Origin of the sequence: Rosistilla ulvae (assembly GCF_007741475.1) — a bacterium.
Lineage (GTDB): Bacteria > Planctomycetota > Planctomycetia > Pirellulales > Pirellulaceae > Rosistilla > Rosistilla ulvae.
This window is the reverse complement of the sequence record NZ_CP036261.1, coordinates 3,940,171-3,960,050: the sequence shown is the minus strand read 5'-3', so window position 1 is coordinate 3,960,050 and position 19,880 is coordinate 3,940,171. Positions and strand designations below refer to the sequence as shown.

12 protein-coding genes and 1 pseudogene are annotated in these 19,880 nt (G+C 57.6%); 6 read left to right on the top strand and 7 right to left on the bottom strand.

Features of this window, described 5'->3' with window-relative positions:
- Positions 1–28 precede the first annotated feature (28 nt).
- Positions 29–1,051, top strand: coding sequence for a ThiF family adenylyltransferase (locus tag EC9_RS13945; RefSeq protein WP_145346146.1), 1,023 nt, complete (start codon positions 29–31; stop codon positions 1,049–1,051).
- 259 nt (positions 1,052–1,310) lie between these two features.
- Positions 1,311–2,474, top strand: coding sequence for a helix-turn-helix domain-containing protein (locus tag EC9_RS13940; protein WP_145346144.1), 1,164 nt, complete (start codon positions 1,311–1,313; stop codon positions 2,472–2,474).
- A 110-nt stretch (positions 2,475–2,584) separates the two neighbouring features.
- Here EC9_RS13940 and EC9_RS13935 read toward each other — a convergent pair whose 3' ends face one another.
- The 7 genes from EC9_RS13935 to EC9_RS13905 all read right to left on the bottom strand — a co-directional run bounded on the left by EC9_RS13935 (position 2,585) and on the right by EC9_RS13905 (position 14,724).
- Complete coding sequence (locus EC9_RS13935; protein WP_145284375.1) at positions 2,585–2,863, bottom strand: hypothetical protein; 279 nt, start codon at positions 2,861–2,863, stop codon at positions 2,585–2,587.
- Between the two features lie 762 nt (positions 2,864–3,625).
- Complete coding sequence (gene rny / locus EC9_RS13930) at positions 3,626–5,278, bottom strand: ribonuclease Y (protein ID WP_145346142.1); 1,653 nt, start codon at positions 5,276–5,278, stop codon at positions 3,626–3,628.
- Positions 5,279–5,405: 127 nt separating this feature from the next.
- Positions 5,406–5,780 carry a hypothetical protein gene (locus EC9_RS13925; RefSeq protein WP_145346140.1) on the bottom strand — a complete coding sequence of 125 codons (375 nt, stop codon included), beginning with the start codon at positions 5,778–5,780 and terminating at the stop codon, positions 5,406–5,408.
- Positions 5,781–6,105: 325 nt separating this feature from the next.
- Positions 6,106–7,479, bottom strand: coding sequence for a PhoPQ-activated pathogenicity-related family protein (locus EC9_RS13920; RefSeq protein WP_218934128.1), 1,374 nt, complete (start codon positions 7,477–7,479; stop codon positions 6,106–6,108).
- 84 nt (positions 7,480–7,563) lie between these two features.
- The gene (locus EC9_RS13915; protein ID WP_246105671.1) at positions 7,564–12,105 is read right to left on the bottom strand and encodes a DUF6797 domain-containing protein; all 4,542 of its coding nucleotides are present in this window, start codon (positions 12,103–12,105) and stop codon (positions 7,564–7,566) included.
- A gap of 79 nt (positions 12,106–12,184) precedes the next feature.
- A complete protein-coding gene (locus EC9_RS13910; protein ID WP_145346136.1) occupies positions 12,185–13,573 on the bottom strand; it encodes a TIGR01777 family oxidoreductase in 1,389 nt (462 codons plus the stop codon).
- Between the two features lie 128 nt (positions 13,574–13,701).
- Entirely contained in the window at positions 13,702–14,724 is a 1,023-nt protein-coding gene (locus tag EC9_RS13905; protein WP_145346134.1) for a sigma-70 family RNA polymerase sigma factor, read from the bottom strand.
- A 383-nt stretch (positions 14,725–15,107) separates the two neighbouring features.
- On the opposite strand from EC9_RS13905, the pseudogene EC9_RS27310 reads away from it, so the two are divergent.
- The 4 genes and pseudogenes from EC9_RS27310 to recG form a co-directional block, all read left to right on the top strand.
- A pseudogene (locus EC9_RS27310) lies at positions 15,108–15,254 on the top strand (helix-turn-helix domain-containing protein); the annotation flags it as partial.
- A gap of 81 nt (positions 15,255–15,335) precedes the next feature.
- The gene (locus EC9_RS13900) at positions 15,336–15,998 is read left to right on the top strand and encodes a cobalamin B12-binding domain-containing protein (RefSeq protein WP_246105670.1); all 663 of its coding nucleotides are present in this window, start codon (positions 15,336–15,338) and stop codon (positions 15,996–15,998) included.
- Between the two features lie 520 nt (positions 15,999–16,518).
- Positions 16,519–17,712 carry a sterol desaturase family protein gene (locus EC9_RS13895; RefSeq protein ID WP_145346130.1) on the top strand — a complete coding sequence of 398 codons (1,194 nt, stop codon included), beginning with the start codon at positions 16,519–16,521 and terminating at the stop codon, positions 17,710–17,712.
- 62 nt (positions 17,713–17,774) lie between these two features.
- The gene (gene recG, locus EC9_RS13890; RefSeq protein WP_145346128.1) at positions 17,775–19,871 is read left to right on the top strand and encodes an ATP-dependent DNA helicase RecG; all 2,097 of its coding nucleotides are present in this window, start codon (positions 17,775–17,777) and stop codon (positions 19,869–19,871) included.
- Positions 19,872–19,880 lie beyond the last annotated feature (9 nt).

The following is a 19,880-nucleotide window of genomic DNA, read 5'->3' as shown; positions in this document are numbered from 1 at the left end:
TGCATGTCGCACCCCAATAAATAGCAATATGACTCGTTCGACACGATACGCACGCCAAATTCAATTTGCCCCGATCGCCGCCGATGGCCAAGCGCGGATCGCTGCGGCGCGTGTGCTCGTGCTGGGTGTCGGTGCGTTGGGAACCGTCGCGGCGGAACTGTTAGCTCGCGCGGGAGTCGGATTTTTGCGGCTTGTCGATCGCGATACCGTTGAATGGAGCAATCTGCAACGCCAGTCGCTGTTCGAGGAATCGGATGCTGAATTGCAAATCGCCAAAGCAGCGGCGGCAGCGGCGCGGCTGACACGGATCAATAGCGAGATCGAGATCGAGGCGGAGGTCTGCGACGTCGATCCGGGCAACATTCTGCGGCTGATGGCTGGCATTGATCTGGTCATCGATGCAACCGACAACTTTCCGACCCGGTTGCTGTTGAACGACGCGGCGGTCAAGTTGGGCAAGCCATGGGTCCACGGCGGTTGTGTTGGAGCACAAGGGCAGGTCGGATTCTTTCGCAGCGTCGATCGCCCCTGCTTCCGCTGTGTCGTCCCCGATCTGCCAGAAGCTGGATCGGTTGCGACCTGCGATACCGCGGGGGTTTTAAATGCCGCAACGCATACGATCGCCAGCCTGCAGGTCGGCCAAGCGATCCAATGGATCGTCAGCGGAAATGCATCGCTGCAGGGGAAACTGCAATCGATCGACCTGTGGACCTCAAGAACGTTGCAGATCGAGATCCGTAAATCGGCACAGGCGAATTGCCCGCTGTGTCAGCAGCGGTCGTTTGATTTCCTCAACGGCGACTTCGCCGCCCAACCGATCGTTTTATGTGGCCGCAACGCGGTGCAGATTCCCGGTGGGCGAGCGGTTTCGATCGACAGGATCGCCGCTCAGTGGCAGGAGATCGGCGATGTGCAACAGAACCGTTTCTTGGTCCGCTTGAGCGTCGCTCCCTTCGAGATCACGCTTTTCGCCGACGGAAGGGCAATCGTTGCCGGAACCGAGGAGGTCGCTAAAGCCCGATCGCTGTATGCGCAATACGTTGGCCAATAGACAAGGGAGATCAGCCAACGCAATTTCACCAATCGTGGCTCCTGCAAAAACTAGGCATCAATTACCACCTGGGGGGAAATGGCAGCCATTATTTCCTGAATCTCAATTTTGCGGGCTCGCCCCCCTATGGAAGAGCAGCCGCTTTAATTAGATTGGAATTCTACCTTGAGGGGAAAATTCGGCACTTTAGTCGGCTCTACTTTGATTTGGCTCGAGCGCGGCTATGAAAACTCTATACAAAAGTTAAGGACTGAACGTCATGCGTTATGCATTTCGCCTTGCAGAGCTCCTAGGGCACAATCCCGACCGCCGCCGCCGTCCGGGTACGATCAAGGCGATCGTTGAGCACACCGGCCTGGACAGGCATCAAGTTGCTTCGCTGCTGAAAAATGAAGCGAAGTACATTCCAATCGAAGCACTTTCGAAGCTCTGCGATTATCTGATCGATCACGGCCACGCGACGCCAGCCGAATTGCCCGGAGCATTATTTGCAGTTCGCGCCGAACACTTTTGGGAATTATTGGCCCGCCGGCGCCAGCTAGAGCTGTGCGTAGGCATCCGCCAGGGGGATGTCAACGACGCTCCCGAACAGGCTTGGGTCGTCGCGTCCGACTCGGTTTTGATGGGCGCATTGCTGAACGGCGTCTCGACCCTCGGCGGATCGGCTCGCCACCATGCGGCCGGTTCGAGCGCCAACGGCACGACCAAAGCCGAAGAGAACCCTCCGCAACCCGAACGTTTGCTGCAGACACTGGTCTGGAGTCCCGGGCACGTCTCGACCGAAGAGACTCACCTGCGTGCGAATTCGGTGTACGAATCGTTCTCCGGTGCCCCCGGCGACAAAGCAATGGTTTGCATCGGTAGCGTGAAAAGCAACCCGGTCGCCGAGGTGCTGTTTTCGGAAGCGTTTGGCTGCGACCCGTTTGTTTCGCAAGACGATGTGGAAAAGGCATCGGACCGCGCCTGTCCTTTCTTCATGCGATACCGGGACTTCGATCCCAAACCACCATCCTCCACAGCGGGGGAACGGTTGTCGAAAACCGAAGCTGCCGACAAGCCCGGCCTATGGGTCGAGACCGACAACGGGACCTGGGAATGGGCCGGTGGCGGACAAAACTCCGACGTCGCGTTGGTCTTCTACATCTTCCGCGAAGCATTGGGGCGGCTAGACATGGTGCTCAGCGGATTCACCGGGCGAGCGACTCGCTACCTGGCGAAAACCCTGGCCACTCGCAGCGAAGCCTTCTGGCCACCGGTTTACGAAGAACCACACGTTCAGATCGGCGCTTATATCGTCGAATACGAAACCGACGGTTCGAAGGCGAAGAGCGAAGACTTGTTGATGACCAACGTCTCTTCAGCGGCCAAGATCACGCCACTGTCGGCCAAAGCGATCGAGCGACGTATCGTCTCCAACGGCTAGGTTCGAGACGCAACCTAACAGTAGTGGACGAGGCCACGAGTCCTCGCAAAGGGAATTTTCCTTGGGGACAGAGGGACTCGTTACCTCGTCCACTACGGGGCGCGGGCGCTTTAGGCCGCGCGGCGGATTTCGATCGTCGGCTCTTCTCCGAACAGTTCGCTGCAGTCTTGGCGAACGGCGACCGATCCATCGGGATCGAAGATCTTGACCTGGTTTTCTTCGACGAACCAGATCGCGGTGTAGGGACCAAAAGCGAAGCGGCGGCCGCAATAATGCCCGTCGCTGATCAAGATTGACTCGGTTGCACTCCAAACGTTGGACGGATGGCTCTTCGAGAACCAAGCCTGCAGAAAAGCTCTGACTTCATCCAAACGTTGTGCATTGGACATCGGGTGCGCTCCGGAGTTCCTCTTGTTTCAAATCCTACAAGCCTCCTATCGGCATTTGTTCGCCCCGGTCCAGCGTTTTATCGGTCAAAAACGCACGAGCTTTGCAGATCGCCTAAACTAACAAGCGTGGATGGGGATTGGCCCAGTTCCCGGGGCTTGCGTCGCGAGGCTAACGCATGACGTCGCGTTGCGACTGCGGGCTTGAAATGGCGTGATGGAGGGCGATTTCCTGGGACTTACGTCCCAGGCTGTTGCATGGCATGGCTTCGCCACTCGAAAACGCGTCAGTCGCGAAGCGACGCCATGCGTTAGCCTGGTGACGCAAGTCCCAGGTGTAAGAAAACGTGGCGCCCCACCAGCCTTCACCCTCCCCCAAACGCAGTTTGAAGGGGAGGGTCGAACCAGCGCAGCGGGGTTCGGGGAGGGGAGGCACGCGGCAACTTGCGGCTGGTCTGTCCCACGGGAAAACCCTCCCCGAAAAACTTGCTAAACGCTCGTTTTCCGACCCTCCCAGCTCCGCCGAGCGGGTGGAGTGCTGCTTAAACGCAATACCGTTGAACGAAGCGTAGTGGACGAGGCTACGAGTCCTTTTGCATCAGACCAAATCGCTGGGACTCGTAACCTCGTCCACTACGTCCCGCCGCTAATTCTTTCCACGGCCCTAGGCTCCTGCGTTGAACGGTATTGTGCTTAAACGGGCGAGCAACTTCACCCTCCCGGCTGCGTCGGGCGGGTGAAGGGGATTGTTGTGGCGGCGGAGTGTTAGCGGGCTAGTTCGGTGAACCGGCTCTCGCGGACCACGGTGACTTTGATCTCGCCGGGATACGTCAACTGTTGCTCGAACGCCTTGGCGATGTTGCGGCAGATCGCCGCCGCTTTGGCATCGTCGGTGATCTTGGAGTTGGCGATCACTCGCAACTCGCGGCCCGCTTGGATCGCAAACGCTTGTTCGACGCCATCGAAGTCGGTGGCGATCGATTCGAGTTCTTCCATCCGTTTGACGTACCGTTCCAACGATTCGCGACGAGCCCCGGGGCGACTGGCGCTGCAAGCATCCGCGGTCGCGACGAGCACCGTGTAGGGGAATTCGGTGATGATCTCGTCGTGGTGGCCAAAGGCCGCGTGGACGACTTCGGGCGATTCGTTGTGACGCTTCAATAGATCGGCACCGATCTTGGGGTGGCCCCCTTCGAGTTCGTGGTCGGCCGCTTTGCCGATGTCGTGCAGCAATCCGCAGCGGCGAGCGACGTCGGGATCCAAACCGATCATCTCGGCGATCATGCTGGAGAAGTAGGCGACTTCGATGCTGTGCCGCAACACGTTTTGGCTGTAGCTGGTTCGGAAGTGCAGGCGGCCGAGCATCTCGATGATCCGCTTGTTCAGCCCCGGCACGTTGACTTCGTCGGCAGCTTCTTCTCCCTTGCGACGGATGAATTCGTCGAGATCCTTCGACGTCTGTGCGACGACTTCCTCGATCCGCGAGGGATGGATGCGGCCGTCGGAGATCAGTTTGTCGAGCGATTGGCGAGCCAGTTCGCGGCGGACCGGATCAAATCCGCTGACGATCACCACGCCGGGAGAATCGTCGATGATCACGTCGATCCCGGTCGCCTTTTCGAACGCGCGGATGTTGCGTCCCTCGCGGCCGATGATCCGCCCCTTCATATCGTCGTTGGGGATGTCGACGGTGCTTGTCGTATTCTCGGCGGTGTGCACTGCGGCGTAACGCTGCATCGCCGTCAACAACATCTCGCGGGCCTTGGCATCGAGCGATTCAGAGAGGTGGCGTTCGTGGTGCAGGATCGCCGTGCCGATCTCTTGATCCAGTTCCATCTGCAGCGTCTGCATCAACTGCTTCGACGCCTCCTCCTTGGACATCCCGCTGGCCTGTTGCAGGATCTTCTGCTTTTCATCGGTCAGTTGATCCAGCCGCTCGCGTTTGCGATTAACCGCTTCGAGCTGTTGAGCCAGCCGTCGCTGGGTGTTCTCGAGCCCACGTTCCTGTTTCTTCAGCCCCTCTTCGGATTGAGCCAGCGTGGCGGCGCGAGATTCCAATTCGTGGCGTGTCTCACGGAGTGATTCCTTGACCCGGCTGATCTCCTCGTCCGCTTCCGCCTTGTGCCGAATCACGATCTCCTTGGCTTCCAAGGCTGCGTTTTTATGGATCGATTCGGTCTCCATCTTGGCCTTTTCGATCATCGCTTGGGAATCGAGCTGGGCCTGGCGGATACCGCGTTTGTCGAGCGTCCGTTGGTAGAGCCAATTGCTGTAGAAACCGAACAACGCCCCGGCCAGGGCGAGCAGAATCAGGGTCGATGTAGAAACCAACCAGAGGCCGAACTCCGAAGCCGACTCCTTGTCGACTGCCGCCAGCAGATGGAGCTGCAGCCCCAAGATGTTGTCTAGCGCGTTCATCGCGAACTCCCTTTATCGATCAGGAAGAATTCACGACCTTTGCGGTGGTTGGCTGCAGCGCAACGCCAGCGATAGGACTCGTTGCGATCTACCGATCTCAACGCTTCCAATCTGTGACAGTTCCGCGTTAATTGGTTGAATCGACAGGCGTGATCGGTCGGCTTGAATGAGAGGAATGAAGCTCTGCAGCGGCGAATATACGTGGCATAAAAAATACGAGCGTCCTTAACAAGGGACGCTGCGATTGTTTTCCTGGCGTTGCGTCGGCGCAACAGGCACCGCAGCCGGAAGGACAAAATCCGAGCGACTCAAGATCGCTCGGTAGATTTCGCCACAAAATCGAATTCTCAGACCAGGCTGCTCGCGGCAACGCCCCGACACGGTCGGTGGAGGCTGCGAGGATCGCTAACACATGGCGATCCGCACGCAGCAGCCCAACGCTGCCAAGCAAGTAAAACAGTCCGAGGACAAAGAGAAGCAGTAACATCAATACGTACATCATTTAGCTTTGCGACCAAATTTGTCGAAGCCAACCAGCGGCCAACCAAGGCCCGGGTCGAAAAGTCTTCGTATATTCAAATTCAGTGGAATGGGCGTTGTCGAATGGCGAACGCCCGCAAAAATCAACCTAATGTGATTAGCAAGGTGGTCTTCACCACCGCTCCCTAGGTTAGCCTGGATGATACCCGTGATCCTATTAATGTGCAATCATCTTCGCCCCGAAACCCCGCCGGATTGTTCGTCGGCACGCATTGGTATTCCCCAAAAACGATCCAATCGGAGAAGTCGGTTGGCGCTGCGGCCGCTGTCAGTCCGGTGCCGCGAGATCATTGCGCGCCGCTGGCGGTCGTTACTTTCAAGCCAGGCAATACCTGCACCATTGTTGTGATCGACAGCGGAAAGGTCGTCGGACCGTCGTATTGAGCTTCGATCATCCCGACCACATAGCCCTCGTCGGGCTTTGCCAACGGCAGCCGCCACGTTCCATCGGATTCGGCCGACAACGCTTTCGCGTGCCAGCGGGCGTCACGGAAATCGCGGCTCTTCGATCGCGCGATCCAACCGTAAACGCGGCTCGGCGATTTGTCGCTGCTGGCAACGATCGCGGTGCTTCCCGCTTGGTCGATGCACTGCGACTGCAGCGTTGGCAGCGGGGTCTTGGTGATCATGCTGCGATGCAGAGCCGAGATCGAACCGATCATCCGCGAGATGTCTTTCAGACCATGACCGTTATTGGGGATGTTTAACAGCGTCCGCGGCTTGGGAAGATCTTCGAAGTAGAACTGCTGAGCATCGACAGGCCAATAGGGATCGTTGGTCCCCAATATGACCAGCTTCGGCATCTTCAGTTTTTCCCGCTGAGTGTAGGGATCGATCATCTGCATCAATTCGTTCCCAGCCGGCGTGCCGATCGATTTCTGTAAACCGAGCTTTGTGTAGTCTTCGATCTGCGGCGAATAAGCGCCCCAGGCGGCCAGTTGATGTTTCATCTGCGGTTCCATGTTCAACATGTCGATCACCATCGGTGCGATCGCTTTGACGCGAGGATCGGTCGCTCCCAACAGATACGTCGTCCAACCGCGCTTGCTGGCTCCGGTAACGGTGAACGAATCGAGTTTCAGCTTCCATTCCTGTTCCGCGACTTCGGTCACCGCGTCCAACGCCCGCGATGCGGCTCGCGCCATGGCGGGCAGCAGCGGCCATGATCGGTCCTCCGTCTCGTAGTACTTCTTCAACGTCATGGCGATCAATGCATCCTCGTGCAGTCCGCCCATCATCGGCTGAAACGGCACCTGGCGGATGATCGCGACGGGAGACTTCAGATCGCGAGCCATCACCGCCATCAACTTCGCCGTCTCGGGCAGCGGCAACGCGCCGGGACCGTTTTCATTCCAGCTCTCCTTCCAACGTCCTCCATCGATCAGCATCAGGGCGTTGTTCTGCTGAGGGTCGACCTGCGGCGGTAGGATCACGATCAACGTATGTTGCCACGTCACGCCCTGCCAACGCTGTGACGTCAAATGCAGTTGCAAGTACTCGCAATCGGAAATCTGTCCGCGATCGCAGATCTCCCATCCGTAAGCATCATCGCGCTGCATCACCATCTCGGCGAGCGACATCTCGGTGGCGACGTCCTGCCCACAACAGACGGCTTGAAACAGCAGCGGGAACAAAAACAACAAACTACAAATCCATTTCATATCTGGAGCAGCTTTCATCGAGGAGCGGGAGTGATCGTTAGTTACCGAGAAGTTGACTGAAAACATTGTCATCTGAAAAGAGCTTCAATTTTCGTCGACAACCATGATACCGTTCATCACCATCCAGTGGCCAGGAAATGTACACAAGAATGGATAACGCCCGGGAATCGTTGGCGCATGAAACGCGACACGCTGTCGATCGCCAGCAGCAACGATGTCGGTATAGACGAGCACGTCGTCCGATTCGGGAACGTATTGCCGGGCAAAGGCTGCCGGGTCGGCGATCAATGCATTGGCCAATTGCCCCACCTGCGGCAATGTGCCGGGGCGCACCAGAACCCAATTATGTGGGACGACATCGGGATTGATCAGCGTCAATTCGATCGCCTCCCCCGCCCGAACTCTCAATTCCCGCTGGGCAAACGTCAGATTCTTGCCGGTCCGCAATTCGACCTTCCTCGCACCATCGATCGCTTCGCCCCATGGATTCGGCACCCGCACCGAATTGGTCTCCAGATCGACCAACATCGGATGCGCGGCGATCGTCTTCTGCCGAGGTCGATAGCCGTCGAAGCCTTCATACGGTGAGTCCAGTTTGTGAACCGTCACAAACAGATCGTGCCCCGACCCGGCGGGATTGCACGATGGCGTCGCGTCGTCGTTGACGCGCAATCGCAAATGCAATTGATTGACCGGTTGCAGATCCGGAATCTCGAGAAAGATCGATCGTCCGTCGCCGCAGCGATGCACCGAACGGATCTGCAACGGATCGTGCCCCGCAACGCCGGGATGTGTCGGCGAATACTCCGGCGAACCGTAAGCTCCGCTGTACCGATAGTTCCAACACTGGGCAAATTGCCGACCGACATCGGTCGCGATCGACGGATCGACTGGCAATGCAAAGTCGACGCGGATCCCATTGCGATGCGTGTGAAAGCCGGTCGGAACTTGAAACGCTTCGCCTGTGAAGCGGACGCGTTCCAAACAACCATGGTCGGGCGTGTACGATCCCCAGCCCGACATGCCGGCAACATACAGATGCCCGTCGGCCGATCGGAAGCGTCCGCGATGAATGCCCGATCGAAAGTCACCCGCCATCGGGACGACAGCTCCTTGCGACTGGCCGTCAACTTCGTCTCGCAACACGACAAACCAAGATCCTGCACCAAACGAGAAATGCAACAACTGGCCAGCCAATGGTCCAAAGCGTTCATCCGGAACCTGCGTTTGTCCGCCGCTGGAGTTGTCGAGTCCGCGCGGCAAGTAAGCGAGCGGAAATTGTGGCGGTTGGTCTTTGCGTGGGCCGCCATATCCGAAATGAGGTGGAGCGCCCACGTCGCTCGTCAGTGAAAGATCGACAGCGTGGATCATCGATGCCGGCGTCCAAGATCCTTCCGAAACCGGAACCGTGACTGTTTGATCGCTCAACAAACCAAGGCCATCGGGATTACGAAAACCTGTCGCCACCACATCCGCGCGCTGCCCGTCGGGAGAAATCCGCATGAGTCCCTGATTCCCCGACGCGGTATAAAAATTCCCCGCCGCATCGCGTTGCAACCCGCAGATGTAGTCATGCCCGGCGGGCGAGGTTTCGAAAGCGTTGCTGAAACACTCGTAGAAGTCGGCTTCGCCATCGCCGTTGAGATCGGTCAACCGAGTCAATTGATCTCGGCACTGTACGTAGATCTCCCCATCGGAAACGACGATGCCCAACGCATGGTGCAGGCCAGCGGCAAACCGCCGCCAACGTGCCTTCCCAGGTTTTGTGGACTCCGAATCCAGACCGCTCACCCGCCACACGTCCCCCTGCATCGTGCAGACCAACGCGTCACCATCGGGCAGAAAGTCGATTCCTCCGCAAAACATTGGCATCCGCCAAGGATTGTCGATCGGCAGATCGATGCTGTCGATTGCAAAGGGCCGTCCCGTACCGGGCGTGATCTTCGTCTCCAACGGATGTGGCCAGCGACTGGGGCCGCCGCGAACCACATGCCGCAGCGAATGCTCTTCGATCGGCGCACGCTCGCGGCTGAACTCACCATTCTCGACCCAACCCGTATCGAGGAAATCGACGCCATCGATCGTGTAGGCAAACACGACGCGATCCCCGTGCCGATAGAACCCTTTGTATTGGAACGGTTTGTCGGGAGCCGATTGATCCGGCAGGGAAACCGGTTTGCCTTGCATTCGCAATCCACCGACAAAGCCGTGTCGAACCGAATCGATCCGAACGAATCCACCTTTCCAAACCGCATCGAAGGTCAACGTGTCGGGGTTGAAGCAGGCCGACAGTTCATGTTCGTCGCCTAAGCGCACGCAGACGCCGCGGGGGACGGTGACGCCATTGCCGCGAAAGACTCCCGCTTGCACCGATCCCAAATCGGCTTGGTTCCAATCGTCGCTGGCCCAGGTCGTTTCGTTCTGATTGCCCCAATGTCCCTGTTGGCCGCCGTCGAGCCCAGGGAACGGCGACAGCAGCATCGGCACTTGCGACTGCTGGCGGAAGTACTCCGCTTGTTTGGTGTAGAAATCGAAATGCCGGTCGCGATTGACCGCGTGTCGCCAGAATCGATAGTTGTTAGGTTGCAACGGTTCTTGAGTGACAGGGAATTCCATCGGCGCATGATTCTGAGCACGCGTGAGCGCAGCGATCCACTCGGCTTGGGGCGGTTGGCTATCGCGGCCCAGTTGATCCAAAAAGCAAAATAGATCCAACTGTTGCTGGAGGTCCATCGCCGCCGTGAGGCCTGCCGGCATCAGGCTGCCGGCGGGCGATTCGTGTTCGATCTCCGCAGTATCGATCGCGATCAACGCTCCCGACGCAGGATCGCGCAGTGTCAGCTGCTCCTCCGTCTCTCGATGCTTGTAGCCCGCGATGATCTTTCCCTCGGCTGTCAGGACATTCCAGGTTTTGTATTCCGGCTGAACCTCTCGCTGCGGCCATAACACCGATTCGACGATCTGTTTCAACTTACGTTGAGCCGCGACGTTTGAAAGCGATGGCCCCACCTCGCCTCCCACCGGCCCCACGCGATGGCACGACAAACACGCGAGCTTTGCATCGGCGAAGACGCGCGCACCACGGATCGCGTCGCCCCGGACAGGTGCTTCGGAAACCAGCGTCTCGACAAGCTTGGGATCGTAGGGACTCTGCTGCGACTGCGGTGCTGTCGGCGGCATCGTCGATGATTGCGATCCCTCCGCCGGTTTTGATGGCTTGCGAAAATCCCACCAACCTATGGTCGCATCATCTCGCTCGACGCTGGCTTGCGGCTCGGCTGGTAACTGGCGGACACCTTTCGAGATCCGCAACCACTCGATATCCCCCGCCAACCGCGGTCCACCTTTGACCAATCGTCCAACTCCCAATCCACCGGGAATCGGTCCGCCGCGGCCCATTGTTTCGATCGCTTGATCAGCCACCTTGCGGCCATCGACGTACAACCTAGCGCGATCCGTTTCGTAATGCATCGCGATCGTATGCGGTTTCCGATCGCAGATCATCGCCTGAGTATGCACGTGGTCGGGCTTCTTGCCCGGCAGATAAGCGGTCAAGCGACCGCTGGCGTTCATCGAAAACAGCTCCCAGTGGTCGGAGGATTGCTTCGTGTCGCTGGCGACCAGGATGTTGTATTGATCGCGGCGCTTGAGCCTAACGCGGCATTCGACTGTGATCGGCGGCTTCCGGTAAGCATCCGCCCCCGGGAACAGACGACCGCTATGCTGGGAGTCCGGCGTCGGCGTGGCGGTTGCAGGTTTGGGACCTCCGCTGCCCGGTTCGTTTAGCTCGCGGCGAACCCAAGCCAACCCATCGAGATTTTCCTGCAGTGAATCGCGGGCATCTAATTCGTTGCGATGGTCCAGGATTCCAATCGGCCCGTCGTATCCGCTCTCGACCACCTTGCGGATCATCGACAGCTCGTGGGCTCCCTTGCCGATGCCGAGAATCTTCGGTTCCGCCTTGACGTTCATGCCGTTCAGATTTAGACAAATTAAATACGGCTTCATTTGCGAAAGGGCAGCGTCCCAATCGTCTATCTTCCCGTGTCCATGATGGAAATTGTAAACGATGCCAACATGATCATGCCCCAGTTCGCGCAGTCGCTGGCAAACAGCGATTAGATTTTTCGGCTCTCCACCCCAACCGCCGTGATTGTAGAGTCCCAGTTGAGAACCGATCTGCTTCGTCCACTGGGCCAACGGCAGCAATTGCTGCGCGGCCGCTTCGACCTTGTCCCCATCAGCCCGATCGCCGGGATCGGCCAACGTCTGCCAGATCTGTGGATGCAGGTCGTACTTCTCGAACAGCTTGAATGCCGCTTCGTGATGACTCCAGAATGCAAAGAACTCGATCCCTTGCTTCTTGTATTCCAGAATCTCCTGCTCAAACGTCGGCACATGTTCGGCACGCCAGTCGTAAGCACAGCGTCGGATGCCAAGCTCCTTCAACATCGCTGCCCGCTCAGCCGGACCGCGTCGCTTGGCGTCAAAGGGAACGATACACCATGCGGCGAGATTCTCTTGTCGCAAGACGCTCGGCGGATCGTCGTCAGCTGACGCAGCGCACGGAACGAAGATTAATAAAGCGAACGTGAAGGAGATGAAAGCGGGGGAAAGTCGAAACATTGGCGACGCCGTGACTGGAGGATGATTGGCCGCTACTACGTGGGCAACGGCGACATCTTAACACAACCACAGCGAACGATCATTTCCCGAGCAGGTGACGGAGACAGGTCGTCAGGTCTTCGAAACGGAAGCGATACCCCGACGCTTGCAGTTTGCTTGGGACGACGTGCGTGCTGGCGAGCAGCAACGCGTCAGCCATCTCTCCCAACGCCAGTCGCAAAATCGGTGCGGGGGCCGGAATGAATGCCGGCCGATGCAGGACTCTGCCTAGATCGCGAGCTAATTGGCCGCAAGTGACCGAATTGGGGGCGACGACATTCACCGGTCCGCGCAGCGTGGGCGTTTTGATCGCGTGGTAGATCGCACCGATCACGTCGTCCAATGCCACCCAGCTCCACCACTGTTTGCCATGGGAAACCGGTCCGTTGACGCCGAGCTTCGCTGGCAGCAACAACTGCTGCAACGCACCACCTTGGGGCGACAACGCCAAACCAATGCGAAGATTGACGACACGGATCCCCGCCTCTTCGGCCGGCTTACAAGCCGCTTCCCACTGCCGACCGACATCAGCCAAAAATCCCTCGCCGATCTCGGACTCTTCGCTAAGGATTTCATCGCCCCGGTCGCCGTAGATCCCGATCGCCGACGCACAGACCACAACTTTGGGAGGCGTTTGCATCGCAGCGAGATGTTCGCACAAAGCTCGCGTCTGCGTGACGCGACTGTCGATGATCTGCTGTTTGATCTCCGGGGTCCAACGTTTATCGGCGATCGGTTTGCCGGCTAGATGAACGACCGCGTCGGTTCCCGCAAACGATTCGGGGTCAAACGAATCGCTCCAAGGGTAGATCGCTTCGACTGCGGAGGAATCGCTGTCGGTTGCCGGATCACCGCGCAGAAGTCGCACGATGTCGTGCCCCAACAGCGTGGCGACGTTATTGAAACAGGAACCGACCAAGCCGGTCGATCCGCTGACAGCGATCCGCAGCGGTTCGGGATCGTGGTCGGCGAACATCTGCAAGTCGTCGCGCGTGGTGCGATGGCGGTAATTGAACATCGCGTCGAGAGTCCGAAGCACCTTGCCGGAGCCCAATGCCGCCCCGATCGCGCCGCCAGGCAATCGGTAGTCGACGGTGTCGCACAATTGAGAACTCTCGGACGATTCGCCTGGTTCAAATTGATGTCGATGGGACCAATTGGCAAACGGACCAGAGATTTGGATATCCGAGAACAAACTCGGTGGCTGATAGATTTCGTGCCGCGCGTGCCAGCGAATCGGCAGCGGCCCGAGTTGCGTTTTCAGCACCACTTCGCTGCCTGGCCGCAACGAATCATCGCTGCGTTCGATCGCGACCGATTCCCAGGGGGGAATTAAACGGGAAAGCGCCCCGATCCGGTCGTGGTAGGAAAACGCGATTTCCCGACGAACCGGTAGGTCGACGGAACGTTGGTATTGCATGTTTCCCATGGAGATTCCTGTAGCCCGAATTGGAAGGTCGCAAGAGTTCTTGGTCGTCAAGAACTTTCGCGGCCGTCCATTCTATCAGCGTTCGGATATCCATGGTCGGAAGTGAGACGGAACTTGGCAAGCCAAGATTAAACGCTGCCCAACTCGTGGAAATCGGCAATGGCAGCCATCTCTTGCAATTTCGCGATCGCTCGCGATTCGATCTGCCGCACTCGTTCCTTGGAAATTCCCAACCGCCCAGCGATCGCCTGCAGCGTTTGAACTTTGCTGTGCGCTCCGATCGAAAAACGTGCACGAATGATCAATTTCTCACGTCGATCGAGCGAATCCAACAAAACTGACAATTGGCCGCGCAGTTGATGCCAGCGTTGTTCTGATAGAAACGATTCACGCGGCACTCCCGCCTCGGCGATTCCCGCCTCATCCAAACCGTCGAGCGTCCGCGCGTCATCCGCCTGACGTTGGACAACGACCTGATAGGAGTTCCGACGCACGACCTGTGTCGCGTAGGTGCTGAAGCGGAACCCGCGGGAGTAGTCGAACTTCTCAACCGCACGAATCAGGGCCAAGATTCCATCGGCCAGAAGATCGTCGAAGGTGATTTGCGGGTTTACAAACTTCTTCACGATCGAAAAGACCAGTCGCAGATTCGCCTCGATGATCCTGTCGCGATGCCAAGCCGCCAACGCTAGCAACGCGTGGATTCGATCAACTTGCTGAACCGCCGTCTTGGTGAATGGCAAGCTGTCGCGACACTTCGACGCCATGCAGAGCAGGAAATTCATCCGCCCAAACAACATCACCTCCTGCTCTGGCTTCAACAGATTCGCGGAACAAAGTCGATCCAGGTGAGTCGGCAACCCCTCGCCAGGCCGGTGATGCGGGGTCGTTTCACGATCCAAATCGACCGCGACGTCGAATAACAGCTGGCCGGCGCCGGGAACATGGAACTCAGGATTGTCGATGAATTCTATCTCTTGTTTGATCAGCCGACGCTTTTCCGCCTCGAACTCCTCCGCCGAAACGTGCCGCCAACTGGCAACCATGTCAACTTCGTCGAGCACCCCCGCAAGACCATCGGTGTTAAACCAATCAAACGGATACCGAGGAGCTAAATGCAGGCTTCGGAATTGATTTAGTGCGATGATCATTGTTAACCGTTCACTTTGCGACAGTGGATTGGATCAAATCGTTCGCTCGAAACGTTCATAACGTTCAAAACGTTCTCCATTTGCTTTTTACCGTTGTCGGAAGAACCACGCAACTTATATTCCCAAGAAAATGATAATTTCGTGAGGTCGATACGACTTTTCAGGCCTTTAATCAGTTGTTCGGCCCAAAAGAAATACCGCCCAGCCGCCCCCCAATACCGTGGAATTGCGAATTACCCCGATTGAAGCGTTGACACCCCTTAATAATGAAACGTCACCCTTTGATTGACCAAATTCCGTTCAAAACGTGCAAGGTCGTGGACGATTCATACAGATGACCGAATCGGCGACGCCCTCCCCCAACCTCCGTCCCCTGCGATCACGTGAACTCAGTCCAATATTCACCAAAGCAAATCGCCGACGCCATGCGCGTTAGCGAATCGTCTGTGAAGCGCTGGTGCGATCGCGGTTTGATTCCGACGATCAAGACGGTTGGGGGGCACCGTCGTATCTCTATGGACTCGTTAACCCGGTTTCTGCACGAGACGCAGCGAACGTTAACGGCCCCGGAGAAATTAGGGATCAGCGACCCCCCGTCACTCGCCGCACCTGTGAAAGTTAACGTTGGCGAAAGTCATGACTTGGTCGAATCGTTCACCAACGCGTTGCTAGCGGCAGACGAATCGACTTGCCGACAAATTATTCATCAAGCGTTCAAACGCAACGATAGCTTCATCGAAGTCGCCGCCAGCGTTGTCTGTGCTTCGATGAAATTGATCGGTGAGCGGTGGCAAAACGGCCAATCCGACGTACTTCAAGAGCGTTACGGTTGTGAGATCTGTTTCCGCTTGGTGAACGAATTGGCCCAGTACATTCCGCTGCCAGGCCCCGAGGCACCGTTAGCAATCGGTTGTGCCCCACCGGACGACCAATATCAATTACCTACGCATCTAGTGGAGCTTGTTTTACGCGAGGCGGGTTGGAACGCGCGCTCGTTGGGAAACAACCTGCCCCTTGAATCCTTGCTTGACGTCGTCACGCGTTACCAACCGCGACTGGTTTGGGTAAGCATTTCAGTGATCGAAGACCGCGCTTCGTTTGTCCAAACGTTTAACGATTTTGCCCTTCGTTTACCCAAAGGCGTCTTCTTGGTGGCTGGCGGTCGGGCGATGGACGATGATCTGCGACCACAACTGCGCTACTCCGCGCACTGCGACAACTTCTACCAACTGGCCGGTCTTGCTTCGGCCATGCTCAGCCAACAGGGCGAGTAGCCGCGTGTGCCGCGGATTTCTTGTTGTTCGACAGCGTCTTGCATTTGGTAGGTCCCGCTGCGCGATCGGGTTCCGCAAAACGCGATCAAGTGAACGGCGATCGTTGCGAACACGATCGCGCTAATTTTGCGGGAAGTCGCCCTCGCTGGCTTCGGAGTCCAACGTTGCTATCGGCATAATATCGCGCCCCGGCAGGTGGAACATCAAGGACTTCAGAATAGCTTCGGCCGTGCCGCCGTTCACGGTTTCGATGCACCTCTAGGTGCCCCGCCGTCGAATTCTCCGACGCCCTTGAAGGCATCGTCGGCCCCCTCGTATGCCGAGCGTTGCAATGCCTCGGGAGCAACTGCGGGACGGCCGTTCACTCAACCACCATGTAGAGGCAAGGTTTAGCTTGCGCTAGGTTTGCTAGACGGCAAAATTTGGCGAGAAACCCAGCGAAATTCCGTGCTAAGCTGGATTGCAGAAGGTCTGCTGGCTACCCTAAACCGCCTCTTGGTTCTCCGACTTATGCCAGGCAATGAATACTGAAAACGCAAAGCCACAACAACGCTTTTTGCCGCCACCGCCGGGGGCTGAATATCCGCTCATGGGCTCTGCGGTCGGGGGCGGATCCTACAACAGCCACCTCGTCGCGGGCGTTCTGTTTATCGGGCTTGCTGCGATCGGTGCCATCGATTGGTGGCTAGTGGCCTGGATCGATGGTTGCTTGGCGATCGGTCTATTGTTGGACCGCCGGACCATGAATCGCAAAATAGCGTTGCGGGCGATGCCGGGGCAGATGCTGCTGTACTCTCAAGTCGCCCTCCGCGCGGCGGTCCACATGTTCCCCTATTATGCTTTTGCCTTCGTGTTGTATCTGGGGATGGCACCGGTCGTGCTGCCGCTGAACTTCGCGATCAGCAGCTTCGTTATGCTGTATGGCTTTTACATGCTGCTGCGGGTCTATTGGCTGGTCCATTACTTGTGGGTGCTCAACTTTCGCTGGGAGCATGCCGGGCGAACTTTCCAAACTCATCAGGCCAACTTAAAGACTCGCAGGTCCGCAATTCAACATGTGCTGTGGGCCTTTTTCCTGGGGAATGTCGGTCTCGTCGTCCGCTGTTCAAGTCAAGTGATCACAATCGCCGGCTTTGAATATCTTCGTCAATCGCTGAATCTGGATCTTACCCAACATCCCACGCTGAACGTCCACGTAATGTCGATCTTCTGGGGCACGGTGGTCGTATGGTTGGCAACGTTCTGGTTTATGTTGCAACCGACATTCTTGATCTACTACCGCGTTCATCGGACCTTTCACAGTTGCCGCCCGTTGTACGACAGCGTTCACAGCATCCATCATCGTGGCGTTTTGCCAACACAACTCGATTCGGGCACCATCTCCCCGCTGGAATTCGCACTCACCGAATACAACCTGCCGGCTGGCATGTTGGTACCCAATTGGTATTGGACATTGGGGCAGATTATTTTGGCCTTCGCTGGCCATCTCCCGTCGCACGACACGAACACCTGGATGAAGACCGGGCATCATCATCTGCTGCACCATCGGCTGTTCAACGTCAATTTCGGCTTGATCGCTCGCGAGGACAAACGCTACGGATCGTTTTATTGCGAACCTCCGCAGGCCGCTTCCGCTCCGGAGCCATCCGGCGAAGCGGCCCCCCCAGCCCGTCGTCGGCACGCCGTTGCAGCGTTAGCCGGCGAGGACGACTGAACTAAATTTTCCGATCGTGGTATACTGCGCGGCGACCCATCTCTCGGCAATCCGCGTGGCGCATGAACTCCAATTCGCAATCCACCTCCCCACTGCAACTGGCGACCGCAACCCAATTTATCAAAGGGGTTGGGCCGGCCCGCGCCGAACAATTGCTCCGGTTAGGGTTGCGCACCGCCAGGGATCTTTTGTTCTTTTTGCCTCGCGATTACGAACACCCCGCGCCGCGAACGCGAATCGCTGATCTGAAGGAAAATCTCCCCGCATCCTTCGTTGCGACCGTGACAGAGATCGACCAGATCACGACCAAAGCGGGGAAATCGATTTTGGGCGTCTTGGTGGAGGATGATTCGGGGGCGGCGCGGATGATGTTCTTCAACCAGCCCTACCGTCTCGATTCGCTTCCCCGCGGCCTGCGGGTTCTGGTCAGCGGGAAGCCGCGACTGGCTGGAATGCGGATGGAGTTGGTCCATCCCAAAGTGATTCCGCTGGAAGCGGAGGAACTGCCCGGGAAACAAGCGATCCTGCCGGTCTATCCATTGACCGATGGAGTCAATCAATCAAATATGCGGCGCGCGATTGCTGCGGTAGTCGACGAATTGGCCGATGAAATCGCGGAAGTGATCCCCGAACCGATCCGTCAATCTGCGTCGTTAGTATCGATTCAAGACGCAATGCGAAACATCCATCAACCTGAGGATCAAACCGCGTTGGATGCGGCCCGCCGCCGGTTGATCTTCCAAGAGTTGTTTATCCTGCAGCTGGCTCTGGCGCTCCGCCGTCGCAAATTGACAAGCGACCTGCGTTCGCCGCCGCTGCCGGTCGACGCAGCGATCGACGCCCGGATTTTGAAACGCTTTCCGTTCGAATTGACGGGCGACCAGAAGAAAGCGTTCGCGGAAGTCAGTGCCGACATGGCGAGACAGTTTCCGATGAACCGCTTGGTCCAAGGGGATGTTGGCAGCGGCAAGACAGTGATTGCGCAATACGCGATGTTGTTGGCGGTCGCAAACAAACATCAAGCCGTTTTAATGGCCCCAACGGAAGTTTTGGCGAGGCAACATTTTGAAACCTTCCGCAAATCGCTCAGCCGCAGCCGTGTGCGGCTGGGATTGCTGACCGGTACGCTTTCGACGCTCGATCGCCGCGATGTGCTCAAAGCAGCCGCCGACGGCGAGATCGATCTGTTGGTCGGCACCCAGGCGTTGTTGAACGACAAGGTCGTGTTCAAGCAGTTGGGGCTGGTCGTGATCGACGAACAACACAAGTTTGGAGTCTCGCAACGAGCGAACCTCCGCCGCGGCGGACTCGATCCACATTATCTGGTTCTTTCCGCGACACCAATTCCACGGACCGTCGCGATGGCGGCGTTTGGCGATCTGGATGTGACGACGCTCAAGGAAAAGCCCCCCGGCCGCAGCCAGGTCCATACGTATCTCGCCAAGGACGATTGGGCACAACGCTGGTGGGACTTTCTGGCGCAACGGGTCCGTGAGGGGCGACAAGCGTTTGTCGTGGCGCCGCGTGTCGATTCGGCGGAACAAGAAGATGTCAGCAGCGCCCAACAGATCTTCGACGAATTAAGAACCGGCCCGCTGAAATCGTTTCGCATCGGACTGTTGCATGGCCGGATGAGTCCCGAAGAAAAGAACGACACGATGACCCGTTTTGCACAGGGCCGTTTGCAAGTCTTGGTCGCAACCACAGTGATCGAAGTCGGTATCGATGTCCCCAACGCGACAGTGATGACGATCCTGGGGGCGAACCGTTTCGGGTTGGCTCAACTGCATCAACTGCGAGGCCGCGTTTGGCGTGGCTCGCATCCCGGTTACGTCTGCGTCTTCACCGACAAGGAAGGGCTGCCCGAGGATGACGAGCGTTTAAATACGTTTGCCAGCACCAGCGATGGATTCGCACTGGCCGAAGCCGACTATCGCATGCGAGGCCCAGGCGACCTGTTGGGCGTTCGCCAAAGTGGCATGCCGCCGCTGCGTGTTGCCGATCCGCTGCGCGACACCGAGATTCTGGAAGCCGCTCGCGATTTGGCGATGGAGATTGTCGACAACGATCCCCACCTGGAAGATCCATCGCTGGCGTTATTGAAGCAACGCGTGTTAACGCGTTACGGCAACAGCTTGGATCTAGGAGACGTCGCATGACCGCTGGGC